The organism is Terriglobales bacterium, from assembly GCA_035561515.1.
Lineage (GTDB): Bacteria > Acidobacteriota > Terriglobia > Terriglobales > Acidobacteriaceae > DATMXP01.
In genome coordinates this window covers 47,423-63,728 of the sequence record DATMXP010000035.1, presented here as the reverse complement: position 1 = coordinate 63,728, position 16,306 = coordinate 47,423, and the positions used below count along the sequence as shown (strand labels likewise).

17 protein-coding genes are annotated in these 16,306 nt (G+C 56.6%); 12 read left to right on the top strand and 5 right to left on the bottom strand.

Features of this window, described 5'->3' with window-relative positions:
• Positions 1-17 precede the first annotated feature (17 nt).
• Complete coding sequence (locus VN577_15640) at positions 18-1,025, top strand: hypothetical protein (GenBank protein HWR16261.1); 1,008 nt, start codon at positions 18-20, stop codon at positions 1,023-1,025.
• A gap of 87 nt (positions 1,026-1,112) precedes the next feature.
• Here VN577_15640 and VN577_15635 read toward each other — a convergent pair whose 3' ends face one another.
• The 3 genes from VN577_15635 to VN577_15625 all read right to left on the bottom strand — a co-directional run bounded on the left by VN577_15635 (position 1,113) and on the right by VN577_15625 (position 2,940).
• Complete coding sequence (locus VN577_15635; GenBank protein ID HWR16260.1) at positions 1,113-1,496, bottom strand: hypothetical protein; 384 nt, start codon at positions 1,494-1,496, stop codon at positions 1,113-1,115.
• A gap of 110 nt (positions 1,497-1,606) precedes the next feature.
• Positions 1,607-2,314: a haloacid dehalogenase-like hydrolase gene (locus VN577_15630; protein ID HWR16259.1), complete on the bottom strand. Its 708-nt coding sequence runs from the start codon at positions 2,312-2,314 to the stop codon at positions 1,607-1,609.
• Entirely contained in the window at positions 2,311-2,940 is a 630-nt protein-coding gene (locus VN577_15625; protein HWR16258.1) for a nucleotidyltransferase family protein, read from the bottom strand. Before VN577_15625 ends, VN577_15630 begins: the two co-directional genes overlap by 4 nt.
• Positions 2,941-3,104: 164 nt before the next feature.
• Here VN577_15625 and VN577_15620 point away from each other — a divergent pair, with 164 nt between their 5' ends.
• The 5 genes from VN577_15620 to VN577_15600 all read left to right on the top strand — a co-directional run bounded on the left by VN577_15620 (position 3,105) and on the right by VN577_15600 (position 9,179).
• Positions 3,105-3,509, top strand: a complete 405-nt coding sequence (locus VN577_15620) for an OsmC family protein (protein HWR16257.1) — start codon at positions 3,105-3,107, stop codon at positions 3,507-3,509.
• Between the two features lie 119 nt (positions 3,510-3,628).
• The gene (locus tag VN577_15615; protein ID HWR16256.1) at positions 3,629-3,967 is read left to right on the top strand and encodes a hypothetical protein; all 339 of its coding nucleotides are present in this window, start codon (positions 3,629-3,631) and stop codon (positions 3,965-3,967) included.
• A 168-nt stretch (positions 3,968-4,135) separates the two neighbouring features.
• On the top strand, positions 4,136-4,801 hold the full coding sequence (locus VN577_15610; GenBank protein ID HWR16255.1) for a TetR/AcrR family transcriptional regulator: 666 nt from the start codon (positions 4,136-4,138) through the stop codon (positions 4,799-4,801).
• Positions 4,798-5,970, top strand: a complete 1,173-nt coding sequence (locus tag VN577_15605) for an efflux RND transporter periplasmic adaptor subunit (protein ID HWR16254.1) — start codon at positions 4,798-4,800, stop codon at positions 5,968-5,970. The genes VN577_15610 and VN577_15605 overlap by 4 nt, the downstream gene beginning before the upstream one ends.
• Positions 5,967-9,179, top strand: a complete 3,213-nt coding sequence (locus VN577_15600; GenBank protein HWR16253.1) for an efflux RND transporter permease subunit — start codon at positions 5,967-5,969, stop codon at positions 9,177-9,179. Before VN577_15605 ends, VN577_15600 begins: the two co-directional genes overlap by 4 nt.
• Before the next feature lie 35 nt (positions 9,180-9,214).
• Here the strand turns inward: VN577_15600 and VN577_15595 are convergent, their stop codons facing one another.
• A complete protein-coding gene (locus VN577_15595; GenBank protein ID HWR16252.1) occupies positions 9,215-9,616 on the bottom strand; it encodes a response regulator in 402 nt (133 codons plus the stop codon).
• Positions 9,617-9,777: 161 nt separating this feature from the next.
• Here VN577_15595 and VN577_15590 point away from each other — a divergent pair, with 161 nt between their 5' ends.
• From VN577_15590 to VN577_15570, 5 genes are read left to right on the top strand one after another with little or no spacing between them, the layout of a single operon-like run.
• On the top strand, positions 9,778-10,623 hold the full coding sequence (locus VN577_15590) for an STAS domain-containing protein (GenBank protein HWR16251.1): 846 nt from the start codon (positions 9,778-9,780) through the stop codon (positions 10,621-10,623).
• Between the two features lie 12 nt (positions 10,624-10,635).
• Entirely contained in the window at positions 10,636-11,031 is a 396-nt protein-coding gene (locus VN577_15585) for an STAS domain-containing protein (protein ID HWR16250.1), read from the top strand.
• Positions 11,032-11,062: 31 nt separating this feature from the next.
• Positions 11,063-11,416: an anti-sigma regulatory factor gene (locus VN577_15580; GenBank protein HWR16249.1), complete on the top strand. Its 354-nt coding sequence runs from the start codon at positions 11,063-11,065 to the stop codon at positions 11,414-11,416.
• The gene (locus VN577_15575; GenBank protein HWR16248.1) at positions 11,416-12,399 is read left to right on the top strand and encodes an ATP-binding SpoIIE family protein phosphatase; all 984 of its coding nucleotides are present in this window, start codon (positions 11,416-11,418) and stop codon (positions 12,397-12,399) included. Before VN577_15580 ends, VN577_15575 begins: the two co-directional genes overlap by 1 nt.
• A gap of 2 nt (positions 12,400-12,401) precedes the next feature.
• On the top strand, positions 12,402-14,534 hold the full coding sequence (locus tag VN577_15570; protein HWR16247.1) for an ATP-binding protein: 2,133 nt from the start codon (positions 12,402-12,404) through the stop codon (positions 14,532-14,534).
• Here the strand turns inward: VN577_15570 and VN577_15565 are convergent, their stop codons facing one another.
• Positions 14,535-15,602 carry an NADH:flavin oxidoreductase/NADH oxidase gene (locus VN577_15565; GenBank protein ID HWR16246.1) on the bottom strand — a complete coding sequence of 356 codons (1,068 nt, stop codon included), beginning with the start codon at positions 15,600-15,602 and terminating at the stop codon, positions 14,535-14,537. It abuts the gene before it with no gap.
• A gap of 273 nt (positions 15,603-15,875) precedes the next feature.
• On the opposite strand from VN577_15565, the gene VN577_15560 reads away from it, so the two are divergent.
• The gene (locus VN577_15560) at positions 15,876-16,286 is read left to right on the top strand and encodes a response regulator (protein HWR16245.1); all 411 of its coding nucleotides are present in this window, start codon (positions 15,876-15,878) and stop codon (positions 16,284-16,286) included.
• Positions 16,287-16,306: the final 20 nt, after the last annotated feature.

Here is a 16,306-nt window from a genome sequence, read left to right as displayed (position 1 = left end):
AATCGCAAGAGCAATGGATGAACGTAGGCACGGTCGGAAACGAGAGCCGGTGGCAGGCATGCGCCAGCACGACCGGGGAAGACATACCGTGGTCGCAGGTGCTGGTCGACCCGAATCCCCATCTCCCGCCGTCGCCAATCATGAATGCGATTGGAATCACAAATAACCTGAGCAATCCTCAGTTCTCACCAGAAATCCCCAAGGGAATCCTTGGTTTCAATCCGTATTTCTGGACGGGATTCTGGATCACGAAACACTGGTTCATCGTTCCGCCGGATGCGATTGGGCTGGAGTTCTGGCTGGAGCGAGTCAACGTTGATGACAAGGCAGCCGTGTACGTGAATGGTCAATTGGTTGGACACTTTGCGACGGGATATGCAACGGGTGCGGGAACTTTCCAGATGGGCGTTTGCGACCCGAATGCGGTGCTTCCGCCAGAGCCAGTGGAGTATCGGAGCGGAGAGTATCCGGTGTCGCCTGCACCTTTAGGTGTCCCGCTGTATGCGGATCGCCCAAATCAGATCACGGTGCTGGTGAATAACACAGGCGGTTATGAATTGAATCTACCTGCGACCAATACATGGACGCCTGATGATGAGGGTGTTTGGGACTACACGTACGTCGCTATGGAAGCACGAGTGCACTACTACCGAATCCCACCAGTACCTGGGACTGTACAACTGACTGCGAGATCGTGGCTGGTCCAGTTTGAAGGCCCTTACGGCACGAGTTTCACAAAATGGATCTTCATCAAGAACACCGGGACCGGCACCGCCCAGAACGTGAAGTTGACGCTGGCGAAATTTGGCGTGGATACGGGTTGGAAGTGGACGCTGGGCAGTGACTGGCATTATGTCTCTACGGACTTTCCAATCGCGATTGGAAATATCCCGCCTGGTGGTACCGGGACGGCTATCGTGACGTATGCGATTTCGGCACCGAGAGCGACCCCAGTCATTGAGAGGTATGGAGGCACGTACGATGGCGGGACGTTCCTGACGAGTGTACGTAACTACGTACCATAGCACTTGAGTTCTTGCTGCCATGTTTGAGACACCCCATCCTTACGCCGCATTTCTTGCTACAGGGTGGGGTCCTCACACAATCAGATTCTATTTGTGCTGATGCTTTTCGGGCAGGCCGATGGTTTTTACAGTATCGCGCTCGAAATCGAACTCGATGAGGACCGCGGGTTCGTTGCCGACGACCCAGCCATCGTGTCCGGGTTCAATGACGACGACCTGAGGGGCGATGAATTCGGTGACGCAGCCGTCGGAAAACTCCATGTGAATGCGACCCTGTGCAAGAAAACCCACGTGGGCGTGCATGCAAACGTCGGTGCCGGTAATGGGCTTCATGTTCTTTGACCAGCGGAAACCTGCCGGGTAGATGACGCGGCGGACGCGGGCTTTGCCGGTCCGCACGGTGTCAGTTTGAACTCCGCCGATTTCGGAGTGGTCAGCGTTGGGTATAGGTGCGACGAGGGTGTCGGACATGGCGATCTCCGCGGATTATTGAAACACAGATCCCTAAAGATAAAAGGAATGTTTACCAAAGCCACAGGGTGCGTGCGGCACAGACATTTGGTGTCTGTGCCGATTCGCAGCTACTCAGGCTTGTAGACGGTCCAGTTGCGTTCCCGGGCGATTTGCTCGAGATCTGGATTGGGATTGATAGCGTATGGATGCTTGGATAATTCGAGCATGGCCTGGTCCCAGCGGGAGTTTCCGAAGGCGGCATCCGGGGTACGACGGATGACTTCGCGGATGGCAACGGCCTTGCCTTCGCCGGAGGGCATGCGAATGAGGCGGTCCGTGGCATGGCCGTCGTTCTTGTGAACGCAGGCGGCAAGCACGCGCTCTGGCGGAATTCCAAATTCGCGCACGCCGGCGGTGACGACCCAGTCGTTGGTGGATGAGATGGCCCACAGTTCGCAGTCGTTCTCGATGAGCAGATGCGTGAGCACCTTCATTTCGGGGAAGATGCCGGGGGCGATAACGGTTGAGAAGAACTCATCGGCTGTGCGCTGGATAGCGTCGCAAGAGATGCCCTTGTGCATGGTGACCATCTCACCGCACATCTGTTCCTCGCTGACAATTCCGCGCCGATAAAGTTCGTAGCGCTCGCGCATTTTGTCGGCGACATCGCGGGAAACGAGTCCGCGTTCCATTTCCCAATAGAAGAAGCGTTCGCCGGAGTCGGCTTTCCAAAGAGTGCCGTCGCAGTCGAAGACAGCGAGGCGAGGGCGCTGGCGGATGATGGATTCAATGAACTGTTCGGCGGCGGCTGAAAGCGAAGTAACGGGCTGGGTCATCGTGAAACAGAGGTCTCCGGGGTATTGGCCAGGAGGCGCTGGTAGTCCTCCGGGGTGTCGACATTGGCGATGACGAATGGATCTGTCACCGCAATGTAATCAATGTGAGCCTGGTTGGCGTGCTGGATATCGCGAGCGGTCGCACTCGCAGGGGCATCAAGAAACTTGCCGATCATTTCGCGACCGATGACATAAGGATGACCGTGCTGGCCCTGGTATTCGGGGACGACGGCCCAGACATCGCGGGCGATACGGGCAAGGAACTCCTGCTGGAGCAGGGACACCGTTTGGGTGGCGCAGGGAGGCCGATCTACGAGGGTGATGATGGCGGCGTCGCGGCCACGGTTTAAGACCTCCTGAAGACCGACCTGGAGGGAACTGAACTGACCGCGCTCGGGCTGCGGATTCGGGATGAGGTAAGCGGCTTCCGCGTCGGCAACAGGACGGAGGATCTCGGCATTCGATCCGGCGACGACGATGACCAGATCGGTGAAGCCGGTCAGGGCGCGAATGGTTCCGCTGAGAAATGTCCCGCGGCGCCAGGGAAGGAGAGCCTTGGGGCTTCCCATGCGGGTGGAGTCGCCAGCGGCAAGGATGACACCACAAAAGCTGGGAGCTCGGGTCATGAGGAAAGATTAGCAGAGAGGAAGGGCAAATGCTGGGCAAAATAGCCCGAAACGGGGTGTAGTGCGTCACAGACGAAGGTTTGAAAGATTGCTTAACGTGAATGTAACGAATCTAAGAGGAATGCATTTATTCAGACGAAGGGAATTCATAAGGGAGTCTTGCAATGGAAGTCTTGATTGAACATCTTGGCGCAGTGCAATTCGAGATCAAGGCCCGCCAGCACGTGATTGTGAGTGATCAACCGGCGGACAACGGCGGTTATGACGAAGGAATGACGCCTCCGGAATTGATGTTGGCGTCTTTAGGGTCGTGCGCGGCGTTCTATGCGGCAGCCTATCTGAAGAAGCATGGGTTGGCATCGGAAGGCACGAAGGTACGGATCACGGCAGAGAAGGTGAAGGGTCCGGCCCGGCTCGACGATTTCAAGATTGAAGTAGACATTCCAGTGGAATTGGACGAGAAACATCGGGCGGGAGTTGAAGATTCCGTTCACAGGTGCCTGATTCACAACACGTTGCTGGCGCCTCCGAAGATCGGGATCAACATCAAGTCACCGGTAAGCGTTTAAGGGATCTCAGGTATATATCCGCGCAGCTCACGATTCGTGAGATCCGAGGGAAACCCGCCGCTGGACAGAGCGGTCTAACCTCGGAATTCGTTTCTAACGAATGCGTGGGAGGTACCTAGATGAAAAAATTGCTGTATCTGATGGCGGTGATGTTGCTGGCCGCCGGCATGTCCATGGCACAGACGGGAGCCAGCGGTTCGGCGTCGACGGGTAACGATCAGACCGGCGCCTCTGCGCAGGGCAGCGTGGGCAGCCAGGGTGCGCAGGGTAGCGTGGATACGAATGCGGGCCAGACAGGCACGGCGGACCAGAACGCTACCGCAGCCGGCCAGAACGCCGGCACGTCGAGCGACCAGAATGCCGGTGCGTTGCCGCAAACGGCTTCTCCGCTTCCGTTGCTAGCTATGCTCGGATTGGGCTCACTCGGAACGGGCCTGGTGAGGCGCTTCCGAAAGTAGCAAACGCTTCAATCATCCATCCAATCTGCAACGGCAGCTACTCGAAAGAGGGCTGCCGTTTTTGCTTATCTCCATCCCTGCAAAATCTCGGCTCATCACAGCCTTTGGGTCGTCACGCAATTGACATGGATGTGCGTGCTAGGGGAGGATAGTAAGTGATTACTTACAATGGCCACCACGACACATATCAGGGTTGCGGCAGAGGACAGACGTCAGCAAATTATCGATGTGGCACGCGAGATGTTTGCCGATAAAGGCTTCACCGGAACCACCACCCGTGAGCTCGCCGAAGGTGCCGGAATCAACGAGGCACTGATCTTCCGACATTTTGAAAGCAAAGAGGATCTCTACTGGTCCGTGATCCAAAGCATCATCGACATGCGGGGGAAGATCGAACGCCTGCGTGAACTCTTGAACGCTGGACTGGACGAACGAGAGACTCTTGAGCTGGTAGCGCGGGAGATCCTGAACCGCAATGTTCAGCTGACGCGGCTTCTGTTCTACAGCGTTCTGGAGCGGCACGAACTCTCAGATCGTTTCTTCAAAACGCATGCGGTGGAGTATCACGAGATCGTGGCCGAATACATGAGCAAACGGATGAGAGCTGGCCGGTTCCGGAGCATGGATCCGCTATTGGCTGCGCGTTCGTTCATCGCGATGTTTGCGTACCATTTCCAAATCCAGGAATTGTTCGGCGGTAGGCACCTGCGAGAGTTTGAACCTTCCGAAGTGGTTCGCAATCTAGTTGATATATGGCTGAGTGGAATGCAACGGAGCAAAAGCAAAAAGACTGGCATTAAGCGCACGAGATACCCGGAGACAGCAGCACGATGAAAACCCTTCATAAGGCCGGAAACATCCGGCACTTTTTCTTATTTGCAGTGATTTGTTTGAGTCTTGGACTACTTGCGGGGTGCCAGAAGAAAGAAGCGGCGCCACAGGGGCGTCCGGCGGTGCCGGTCACGGTAGCGAACGTGGAGCAACGCAACATGCCGTTGCAAGTGACGGCGATCGGCACGGTGGAGCCCTTCTCGACGGTACAGATAAGGACTCAGGTAACCGGACAGTTAACCGGCGTGCATTTCAAAGAAGGCGATGACGTCAGGAAAGGACAGTTGTTGTTCGAACTTGACCGGCGCCCGCTTGAAGCGGACCTGAAGAAGGCAGAAGGGCAACTGGCCCGCGACCTGGCATCGCTGGCGAACGCGAAAGCCCAAGCAGCCAGGTACGACGCGCTGTTCAAGGCGGGCGTGATTTCCCGCGAACAGTACGAACAGCAACAAACGCAGCAGGAGACTTTTGCGGCGGCGGTGGAGGCCGATAGGGCCGCCGTGGAATACGCCAAGGTACAGCTGACGTATACGAAGATTTACGCGCCGATCGATGGGCGCACGGGGAACCTGATCGTCCACGAAGGAAACATGGTGAAGGCGAACGATACACCGGCGCTGGTGGTTATCAATAAGATCCAGCCGGTGTATGTGACGTTCTCCGTGCCTGAGAGCGAACTGCACCAGATCAAACAATTCAACGCGAAGAAGCAGCTTGCGGTGGAAGCAAGGATCGCGGGTGATCCGAAGCCTTCGACCGGAAAGCTAACGTTCATCGATAACGAGGTTGACAGCGCGACAGGGACGATCCGGCTGAAAGGCGAGTTCGCGAATGGCGACCGTCGGTTGTGGCCGGGTGCGTTTTCAGATGTGTCGCTCACATTGGCGAACGAGCCGAACGCTGTGGTGGTGCCAACGGCCGCGCTGCAGAATGGGCAGCAGGGCCAGTACGTTTTTGTAGTAAAGAGCGACAAGAGCGTTGAATTGAGAAACGTTTCGATCGACAGAGGCAACGACAAAGTTTCGGTTGTGCATTCGGGTCTTCAACCGGGTGAAACAGTTGTGACGGATGGTCAAGTCCGGCTGGTTCCGGGGGCAAAGATCGAACTGTCCAACAAGCCTACCTCGGCTGCGGAACAGCCGGCAGCGGTGACGCAAGGAAGCGGTTCATGAACATAGCGGAACTATTTATTCGCCGTCCGGTCATGACGACGCTGGTCATGATCGCGATTCTCGTATTCGGCATCCTGGCGTACGAACAGCTTCCGGTGAGCGACCTACCGAACGTGGATTTTCCGACGATCCAGGTGAACGCCAGCCTGCCGGGCGCAAGTCCGGAGACGATGGCATCGGCGGTGGCAACACCACTGGAAAAGCAGTTCTCGACGATTGCCGGCGTGGACCAGATGACGTCCACGAGCCAGTTGGGAAGCACGTCGATTACGCTGCAGTTCGCGCTGGACCGCAACATCGATGCGGCGGCACAGGACGTGCAGTCGATGATTGCGAAGTCGCAACGCGATCTTCCGCGCGATATGCCCGCACCGCCGTCGTATCAGAAAGTGAACCCGGCGGACCAGCCCATCCTATATATGGCGGTAAGTTCGCCGACGATGCGGCTGTCCGACGTGAATGAATACGCGGAGACCCTGATCGGCCAGCGCATTTCGATGGTGAGCGGCGTGGCGCAGGTGAACGTCTACGGCGCGCAAAAGTACGCGGTGCGAGCGCAACTGGATCCGCGGAAACTGGCGAGCGCGCAAGTGGGCATCGATGAAGTATCGGCAGCGGTGCAGAAGGGAAATGTCAATCTTCCGACCGGCACACTGTGGGGATCGAAGCAGGCGTATGTCGTGCAAGCTAATGGACAGCTGACGAGTGCCGATCAGTACCGTCCGCTGATTGTTGCTTATCGCAACGGCAAGCCGATCCGACTGGAGCAGCTAGGGAACGTTTTCGATTCGGTAGAAAACGACAAGACAGCGACGTGGTTTGCGAAAGAAGACCACAACCTGAACCGCGCGATGGTGCTGGCGGTACAAAAGCAGCCGGGCACGAACACGGTGGAAGTGGTGGACAACATCCGGAAGCTGCTACCGGGTTTCAGGTCGCAGATGCCGGCAGCGGTGAGCCTGGACATCATGTACGACCGCTCGAAATCGATTCGCGAGTCGGTTGAGGATGTGAAGTTCACGCTGTACCTGTCTCTGGTACTGGTGATCCTGGTTATCTTCCTCTTCCTGAGGAACCTGTCGGCGACGATTATTCCAAGTCTTGCGCTGCCGTTTTCGATCATCGCGACATTCGCGGTGATGTACCAGCTTGGGTATTCGCTCGACAACTTGTCATTGATGGCGTTGACGTTGTCGGTGGGGTTCGTGGTGGACGACGCAATCGTGATGCTGGAGAACATCGTCCGCCACATGGAAATGGGCGAAGGCCCGATGCAGGCGGCGTTGAGAGGATCGCGCGAAATCGGATTCACGATCGTGTCGATGACGATCTCACTGGCGGCGGTGTTCCTGCCCTTCCTGTTCATGGGTGGCATCGTGGGGCGGTTGCTGCATGAGTTCGCAGTAACGATTGCGGCGGCGATTTTGGTTTCCGGCTTCGTATCTCTAAGCCTGACGCCGATGATGTGCAGCCGTCTGTTGAAGGGGAACGGTCACAGCAAGGAAGTCAAGCACGGCCGGATGTACATGGTCCTGGAACGGTTCTTCGACGGCCTGCTGAAGGGCTACGACCATACTCTGCAATTCGTGCTGCGTCATCGATTCGCAACGATGGTGCTGTCGATGGTGCTGATCGTCGTGACGGTTATGTTGTTCCGCAGCATGCCGACGGGATTCCTGCCGAGCGAAGACCAGGGACAGATCTATGCGGCTACAGAAGGTCCGCAGGGTATTTCGTTCAAGGACATGGCGGCGCACCAGGTAGACGTATCGAAGGCCGTCCTGAACTCACCGGAAGGGAAGTACATCAACAGCTTCATGACGATCGCGGGCCGCGGGGCCAGCAACTCGGGCATGATGGTGATGCGCTTCATCCCGCGTGAAGAACGCCCGCACGTTGACGAGATCATGCAAAGGCTGCGGCCGGTGATTGCCAAAGTACCGGGCATCAACGTCTACATGCAGAATCCTCCGCCGATCCGTATCGGTGGTCAGATGACCAAGAGCCAATATCAGTTCACGTTGCAGGGGCCGGATACGGATCAACTCTATCAATCGGCTCCGAAGCTGGAAGAAGAGCTGAGGAAGATTCCGGGATTGCAGGACGTGACAAGCGACCTGCAGTTGAAGAACCCGCAGGTGAATATTGATATCGACCGGGACAAGGCGGCGGCGCTGGGCCTTTCCGCGCAACAGATAGAAGACGCGCTTTATACGGCTTACGGTTCGAGACAGATTTCGACGATATACGCGCCGAACAATGCTTATCGCGTGATCATGGAACTGCAGCCGGAGTACCAACTGGATCCGACTGCGCTTTCGATGCTGTATATCCGCAGCAGTGTACCGGCGTCGAACAATCCTTCCTTGCAGATGCCGAATGCCCAAGGCAATACTGGCAGCGGTGGAGGATCGACGGGGCAGTTGATCCCGGTGTCTACGGTGGCAAAGATCACCAAGAGCCTGGGGCCCATGACGATTAACCACCTAGGGCAACTGCCCGCGGTGACGTTGTCATTCAACCTGAAGCCCGGAACACCGCTGGGTCAGGCAGTGGACCAGGTGAATAAGGTCGCAACCGAAGTTCTGCCGGACACGATCACCACGAGTTTTCAGGGTACCGCGCAAGCGTTCCAGTCCTCGTTCCGCGGGCTCGGCCTACTACTCGTGATGGCGATTGCGGTGATTTATATCGTGCTGGGAATCCTGTACGAGAGCTTCATTCACCCGATTACGATTCTTTCGGGACTTCCGGCGGCCGGTATGGGCGCGCTTATTACGCTCAAGTTGTTTAATGTCGACCTGAATTTGTATTCGTTCGTGGGCATCATCATGCTGGTCGGTATCGTGAAGAAGAACGCCATCATGATGATCGACTTCGCCCTCGAATCGCAGCGTTCCGGGCAGCCTGCCGAAGAGGCTATCTATCACGGCGCGCTGGTTCGCTTCCGTCCGATCATGATGACCACGATGGCAGCCCTGATGGGTACGCTGCCCATCGCCCTTGGATATGGCGCAGGTGCGGAGTCGAGGCGTCCGCTGGGCCTGGCAGTCGTAGGCGGCCTGGTGGTGTCCCAGTTACTGACGCTGTTCATTACGCCGGTGTTTTACATCTACATGGAGCGCCTGCAAGGGTTCTTCCGGAGACGCTTTGGAAAATCGAAGAGCACTACGTCACGGCAGCAACCGGAGTACGTTTCGGCGGACTAGAAGTCGATAGAAGTCGGGAAAGCAATGGCGCCGGACTAAGTGGTCCGGCGTTGTTGTCTGCGGAGGGTGGCTTCGATGACGATCCAAAGGTCATCGGGGCTGACGGGCAGGGTCAGGAAAGACTGAACTCCAAGAGAGGCGGCGGTGTTGCGTGCCTGAGGGGCAGGTTCGGTAGCGCTCATCAGAATGACAGGCAGGGATGCAGTTTCGGGACGGCTACGGAGCTCTTCCAGTACCTTGTAGCCAGTGGTGTCAGGAAGGTGTATATCCATCAGGACCATGGAAGGGGACTGCTTCACCGCTTCCAAAGCCTGGCTACCGTTCGCGGCGATCAGGACGCCATAATTCCGCGATTGAAGCAGCCGGGAAAGGGCGTACCGGTGCACTTCGTTGTCATCAACGATGAGAATTGTGTTCGGATTCTGAGATTTTTGCATCTAAGCTAACGCCGGTACAGAATAACAGCTGTGTTAGCGGTTTGGAATCGGCAAAAATTCGTTGCTATAATCCAAACTGCTCGCAGGACCAGGCCCAGTCAGTCGGTCGGACCAATCTCTTTTTTCACGAACCCACAACCAAACACGCAAGGAGTACCGTCTTGAGTCGAATTGCCGACGTTTTGAGACAGCACGAAGCGGAAATTCTCAACAGTTGGATGCAACAGATGCCGTCTTCCACCAGGCGTTCAGAACTGATTGGGGAGAAAGAGTTTAGGGAGCAATGTACCCAGTTTATTCGCCTTTTACAGGAAGCGGCGCAGAAGGGTGATCTCGGCGACCTTCACCAATCGCACTGGTCTCCGATCAAGGAGTTTCTGCGCGACGTCACCCGCACACGGGTCCAGCAGGGCTTTACGCCGTCGCAGGTCGCGACATTCGTCTTTTCATTCAAACAGCCCCTGTTTGAGCAATTAAGGAAAGACCTTGCGTCGAAGCCGCTTGATCTGGCGGAAGAGACTTGGCGCAGCAACCTAGGACTGGACGAACTAGGCTTATTCACGACGGAGGTTTACCAGGAATCGCGGGAAGAAGTTATCCGCATGCAGCAGCAGGAGATGCTGGAACTTTCGACCCCAGTTGTGAAGTTGTGGGAGGGCATCCTGGCACTGCCGCTGATCGGGACGCTTGATAGCGCACGCACGCAGGTTGTGATGGAAACGCTGCTGGAAAAGATCGTAGAGACCGGGTCGGGAGTGGCGATCATCGACATTACCGGTGTCCCGACAGTGGACACTCTGGTTGCCCAGCATCTGATCAAAACGGTGACAGCGGCGAGGCTGATGGGCGCGGACTGCATCATCAGCGGTATCCGTCCGCAGATAGCACAAACCATTGTTCATCTTGGCGTGGGCCTGGGCGACGTTACGACGAAAGCCAGCTTGGCCGACGCGTTTGCGGTGGCGTTGTTGCGCACCGGACTGCAAATCAGTACTCGAAACGCATAGCGAAAAGGTGACATGGAACGAATACCAATTTTAAAAATGGGAGAGTACCTGCTGGTTTCGATCCAGGTGGACATGCATGACCGGCTGGCGCTCGCTCTGCAGGAAGACCTGACGGCGCGAATTTCGGAGACCGGCGCGCACGGGGTACTTATCGACATTTCCAGCCTGGAGATTGTGGATTCATTCATCGGCAGGATGATCAGCAACATCGCCGCAATGGCACGAATCATGGATGCAGAGACGGTAGTCGTGGGAATGCGTCCGGCGGTGGCGATCACTCTGGTTGAACTTGGACTATCAATGCCCGGAGTTCGTACGGCGCTGAATGTCGAAAAAGGGATGGAATTGCTGCGAGCTACTGCCACGACGAGCAGGGTGAGGGTATCACGTGACACCCGTCGTTCCTGAAAAACTGCCAGTACGAAATTCCGGAGACATTTTGATCATCCGGCAAACGGTGCGCGCGCACGCATCGCAACTGGGATTCAGCCTGGTGGACCAGACGAAGATTGTGACGGCCGCGAGCGAACTGGCGCGCAACACGGTCGATTACGGCGGCGGCGGAATTATCAGCATCGAAGTGTTAAACGAGGGCACCCGACGAGGCCTACGCCTAAGCTTTGAAGATCAGGGCCCCGGCATTCCGGATATTCAACTTGCTTTGAAAGACGGTTATACAACCGGCTCTGGTCTGGGACTGGGTCTTAGCGGAGCGAAGCGACTGATGAGCGAGTTCCACATCAGCTCAAAAGTCGGAGAAGGAACTAAAGTCGTTATCACCCGGTGGAAGTAGTGCCGATAAATCATCAAATCTCAATTTCAGTTCGGGAAGAAGCCGAGGTCAGCCATGCCCGGCGACGAGCGTTGCAACTGGCCAGCAATGCCGGGCTCAATGATACGGAGGCCGGCCGTGCCGCTTTGATTGCGTCTGAAGCGGCTACCAACCTGATAAAGCATGGCAAGGGCGGCGAACTGCTGTTACGTGAACTCGAGAATGGCATTGAGGTGATCGGCATAGACAAAGGACCGGGCATGCAGGACGTGAGCACTTGCTTGTCGGACGGTTTTTCGACATCGGGAACGTCGGGTACAGGGCTTGGTGCGATTCGGCGGATGTCGTCGCTGTTTGATATATATTCGCGACCGCATAAGGGAACGGCGATTGTGTCGCGGTTATCGACAACCAAGAACGAGGGAGAGTTCGAGTGCGGTGTGATATCTCGTCCGAAGCATGGTGAAATCGTCAACGGAGATGGTTGGGCACAACTCTCGAGTGGCAGTCGACAATGGATCCTCCTGGTCGATGGATTGGGCCATGGCCCGAGCGCACATGAAGCGGCCGTCGAAGCCACAGGTTGGTTCCGGAAGAATCGGGCGGAGACTGTGGCCGACTGCATCGAAGGCCTACACGGGACTTTGCGGAAAACGCGGGGAGCCGCTGTTGCAGTAGCGCAAATAGATCGCGAGGCACAGCAGATTCGGTTCAGCGGTGTGGGCAATATCGCGGCCGCCCTCATCGAGGGAACCACGATCCGCAGCATGGTTTCGCATAACGGGATTCTTGGGCACGAGGTAAGGAGAATCCAGGAGTTTTCGTACCCCTGGAACAGCCGTACAAAGCTGGTAATGAACTCCGACGGTCTGGCCACGTGGCATATCGAGAAGTACCCGGGACTTATGCAGCGGCATCCGGCGATCGTGGCAGGGGTGCTGTACCGGGACTACTGGCGGGAACGCGACGACGTGACAGTTTTCGTGGGGCAAGAGGCGGCATAGGGATGAAGGGCTCACAGAGGATCATGACGGTGGCCGTGGCGAACGAGCAAGACGTGGTGCTCGCCAGGCAACGTGCGCGGCAGATCGCTGGATCGCTCGGGTTCGATATGCAAGATCAGACGAGGATTGCCACGGCTGTATCCGAGCTGGCACGAAACGCGTTCGAGTATGCGAAAGGCGGCCAGGTCGAGTTTTCTCTACAGAAGTCGCCGATGCCAATGCTGGCGGTCAGGGTGGAGGATAAAGGGCCGGGCATCCGCGATATCGAGCGGATCATGAGCGGGCGATACCAGTCGAGTACCGGGATGGGGTTGGGGCTCATCGGAGCCAAGCGTCTGATGGAAGGGTTCGAGGTGCAATCAGCGCCCGGCAAAGGTACGGTCGTGACGGTGACGCGCCGATTACCAGAGGGGACGTCCTCGAAACTCGATATCGGCAAGATTGCTGCATCGCTCGCGGATTCGAGAGGCGGCGGCAATGTAATCATCGACGAATTACAGCAGCAGAACCAGGAACTGTTGCGGACGCTGGAAACTTTACGAGAGCGCCAGAACGAGCTGGCGCAACTCAACAGCGAACTGGAAGACACGAACCGTGGCGTGGTGGCTCTGTATGCAGAACTTGATGACCGAGCGGAGTATCTGCGCAAGGCGAGTGACATCAAGACCAGGTTCTTTTCGAATATCAGCCATGAGCTGCGTACGCCGCTGAATTCGATCGTCAGCCTGTCAAGAATTCTGCTGGACCGGATTGATGGCGATCTCTCGCCGGAGCAGGAGAAGCAGGTCAATTACATCAAGCGCTCGGCCGAGGAGTTGATCGAGCTTGTGAGCGACCTGCTGGATCTTGCGAAAGTTGAGGCAGGCAAGATCACGGTACGCCCACAGGAGTTTGATGTTCCCACAATCTTCAGCGCGCTGCGCGGGGCCATCAGACCGATGCTGGGCACAAAGCCGGTAGAGTTGATTTTCGACGATACCCCCGGAGTTCCGGCTCTTAACACAGACGATACAAAGGTTTCGCAGATCTTACGGAACTTCCTTTCGAATGCGCTGAAGTTTACCGAGAACGGTGAGGTACATGTTTCGGCGCAACTGGACGGCGAAAACGTTGTATTCGCGGTCTCGGATACTGGCATCGGAATCTCGCCGGAAGATCAGGAAAAGATTTTCGAAGAGTGGAGCCAGATCGAGAATCCAGCACAGCGAAGGGTTAAAGGGAGCGGATTGGGACTACCGCTGTCACGCAAGCTGGCGGAGTTGCTGGGCGGCAGGATCTGGTTAGAGAGTGAGCCTGGCCGTGGATCGAAGTTTTATCTGTCGATTCCGAGGCAGTATGCGGGCCCCGGGGAGGTCACGCTGGTCGGAGCCTCCGTTACGGCAGAGGCTCCCGAATACTCGGTGCTGGTGATCGAAGATAACTTTGAGACGCTGTACACGTACGAGAAGTTCCTGCAGGGGTCCGAATTCAAGGTTGTGCAAGCAAGAACATTGGCGGAGGCGCGGAACGTACTGCGGGACCTGACGCCGTCGGCAATTGTTCTCGATGTACTGATAGGTGAAGAGACCTCGTGGGAGCTTTTGAAGGAGATACGGCAGAGTCCGTTGACGGCAAAGGTCCCGGTCATAGTGGCGACAGTGGTGGACAACCGCACGAAGGCGTTCTCGCTTGGCGCCGACGACTTTGCGACGAAGCCAATTGATCGATCGTGGCTACTGGACCGACTACGGAAGATGGTGCTGGGGCGTCCGGCGAAGCGATTGCTGCTGGTGGATGATGATGAGGTATCACGGTACTCGCTGATGGCGATGGTTGGCAGCAACACGTATTCCTTCGTGGAAGCCGCTAACGGCAGGGAAGGGCTGCAACTGGCGCGAGATGTGAAGCCGGACGGAATTGTGCTGGATCTGATCATGCCAGAAATGGGTGGAATGGAAGTGTTGAAGGCGCTGAAGGCTGATCAATCCACGGCGAAGATTCCGGTGCTGGTGAGCACATCGAAGCGACTGACGGACAAGGAAAGGACTTTCCTCGAAGAGAATGCCGCAGGCGTGCTACCCAAAGGGCGTCCACGGGAAGATGTCATCAAGGCCGTGGAGCGCGCCTTCGGGCAAGCTACAGCGATCGCATCGTAGCTAGTTGCTAGCTCTCTCGTATTGAGGCGGCCACTGGATTGGTTGTCCCAGAACCCGGGCCGCATGCAGTGGCCAGTACGGATCCCGCAAAAATTCACGAGCAAGCATGACGGCGTCCGCCTGTCCGCTGCGGATAATGTGATCCGCCTGATGAGGAGACGTGATCAAGCCAACGGCATTGGTCATGATGGCAGCTTCGCGACGAATCCGTTCCGCAAATTGCGTTTGATATCCGGGGCCGGTGGGGATCCTTACGTGAGGAATGAGACCGCCCGAAGAGCAGTCCACAAGATCGACGCCGATGGACTTGAGCCGACGCGCGAGTTCAATCGATTGCTCGATGTCCCATCCTCCCTCGGCGTAATCAGTCGCGGAGATTCGAACGAGAAGCGGCATCTTTTCGGGGCATACGGCGCGAACAGCAGCAGCGATTTCACACAACAGGCGAATGCGATTGTCGAAGGAGCCGCCATATTGGTCGGTACGCTTGTTCGTTAGGGGCGAAAGGAACTCGTGCAGGAGATAGCCGTGGGCCGCATGAAGTTCGATGACCTCGAACCCTGCTGAGAGCGCCCGTCTGGTGGCGGCGACGAAGGCACGTGTAAGTTCCTCAAGCTCGGCTGCGGTTAGCTCGTGAGGAGTCTGATAGCCGTCCGAGAATGCGACTGGACTCGGGGCATAAATGGGCGACCATCCGCCCTGTTCCACTGAAACGGGCTTGCCGCCTTTCCAGGGCGCCGCGGTGCTCGCCTTTCGGCCTGCATGCGCCAGTTGAACGCCAGCTACAGATCCATGCTGCTTCAGGAATTGGACAATGCGCGAGAGAGCAGGGATGTGGTCATCCTTCCAAATGCCCAGATCCTCTGGACTGATACGGCCTTCCGGCGTAACAGCGATGGCTTCGGTGAGGATGAGTCCAGCACCGCCAACGGCTCGGCTTCCCAGGTGAACGAAATGCCAGTCGTTAGCAAAACCATCCTCGCTTGAGTACTGGCACATGGGCGAGACAATGATGCGGTTGCGTAGGGTAACGCCACGAATCGTCAGTGGTTCGAACAGGTGAGACATGGGCTTTAGATGCTGATGTCACGTCGAAGTAGCAGAACGGAAGTTGAGCGGTCAGGAACTCCGCGAAGAAGGTCGATGTGCTTTGATCCAGTGTGGAACGGTGCTATGCTTGGGGCAGTCGAGGATTCCCGTGTACGTTCCCTCGAGGGCGAACGAATCAGGGCGCAGTGCCCTTCGGGAATATACGCGCTCCAACCTACCGAATCTCCTTTCTCGTCAGAGTCATCATCAAAGTCAAATTGTCATGCCTAAGCCAACGGCAAAGGGGTCCCTATGAATCTAGGCAAGAAGCACGTATTGATCGCCGATTCGGACGAACGGGCTCTTATCGCTTTGGAGCACCTGCTCGAAGACGAAGGATTCGACACCACGACAGCGTGGAGCACGAGCGAGACCGTAGATCTGCTGGAGAAGAAGAGCTTCGATTTGATGTTGGTGGCGGATCATCCACCGGAGTTGAATTGCGAAGCGGTTCTCCGGAAAGCTAAGTCGGAAGGAAGGCATGTTCCCCTGTTGGTGTTGGAGAACAAACCACGCCATCCATTTGCGGAGCCGTACCTGATGACACTTGGGGCACGCAAGATCGTGCACAAGTGGAAGGCGGAAGAAGTGAAGAAGGCCGTAACAGGAACCCTGAATTCCAGTCGCGGCATATCGGTTGCTGGTAGCGAGAAAGTGGCGTAACGTAGTGATATTGGCGTATT

Bases quoted from the DNA above. Each gene is read 5' to 3' on its own strand.
- VN577_15640 (HWR16261.1), top strand. From the start codon at position 18: ATGAACGTAGGCACGGTCGGAAACGAGAGCCGGTGGCAGGCATGCGCC.
- VN577_15560 (HWR16245.1), top strand. From the start codon at position 15,876: ATGAATCTAGGCAAGAAGCACGTATTGATCGCCGATTCGGACGAACGG.
- VN577_15585 (HWR16250.1), top strand. From the start codon at position 10,636: ATGGAACGAATACCAATTTTAAAAATGGGAGAGTACCTGCTGGTTTCG.
- VN577_15615 (HWR16256.1), top strand. From the start codon at position 3,629: ATGAAAAAATTGCTGTATCTGATGGCGGTGATGTTGCTGGCCGCCGGC.
- VN577_15600 (HWR16253.1), top strand. From the start codon at position 5,967: ATGAACATAGCGGAACTATTTATTCGCCGTCCGGTCATGACGACGCTG.
- VN577_15565 (HWR16246.1), bottom strand. From the start codon at position 15,602: ATGTCTCACCTGTTCGAACCACTGACGATTCGTGGCGTTACCCTACGC.
- VN577_15570 (HWR16247.1), top strand. From the start codon at position 12,402: ATGAAGGGCTCACAGAGGATCATGACGGTGGCCGTGGCGAACGAGCAA.
- VN577_15595 (HWR16252.1), bottom strand. From the start codon at position 9,616: ATGCAAAAATCTCAGAATCCGAACACAATTCTCATCGTTGATGACAAC.
- VN577_15605 (HWR16254.1), top strand. From the start codon at position 4,798: ATGAAAACCCTTCATAAGGCCGGAAACATCCGGCACTTTTTCTTATTT.
- VN577_15620 (HWR16257.1), top strand. From the start codon at position 3,105: ATGGAAGTCTTGATTGAACATCTTGGCGCAGTGCAATTCGAGATCAAG.
- VN577_15625 (HWR16258.1), bottom strand. From the start codon at position 2,940: ATGACCCGAGCTCCCAGCTTTTGTGGTGTCATCCTTGCCGCTGGCGAC.
- VN577_15635 (HWR16260.1), bottom strand. From the start codon at position 1,496: ATGTCCGACACCCTCGTCGCACCTATACCCAACGCTGACCACTCCGAA.
- VN577_15630 (HWR16259.1), bottom strand. From the start codon at position 2,314: ATGACCCAGCCCGTTACTTCGCTTTCAGCCGCCGCCGAACAGTTCATT.
- VN577_15610 (HWR16255.1), top strand. From the start codon at position 4,136: ATGGCCACCACGACACATATCAGGGTTGCGGCAGAGGACAGACGTCAG.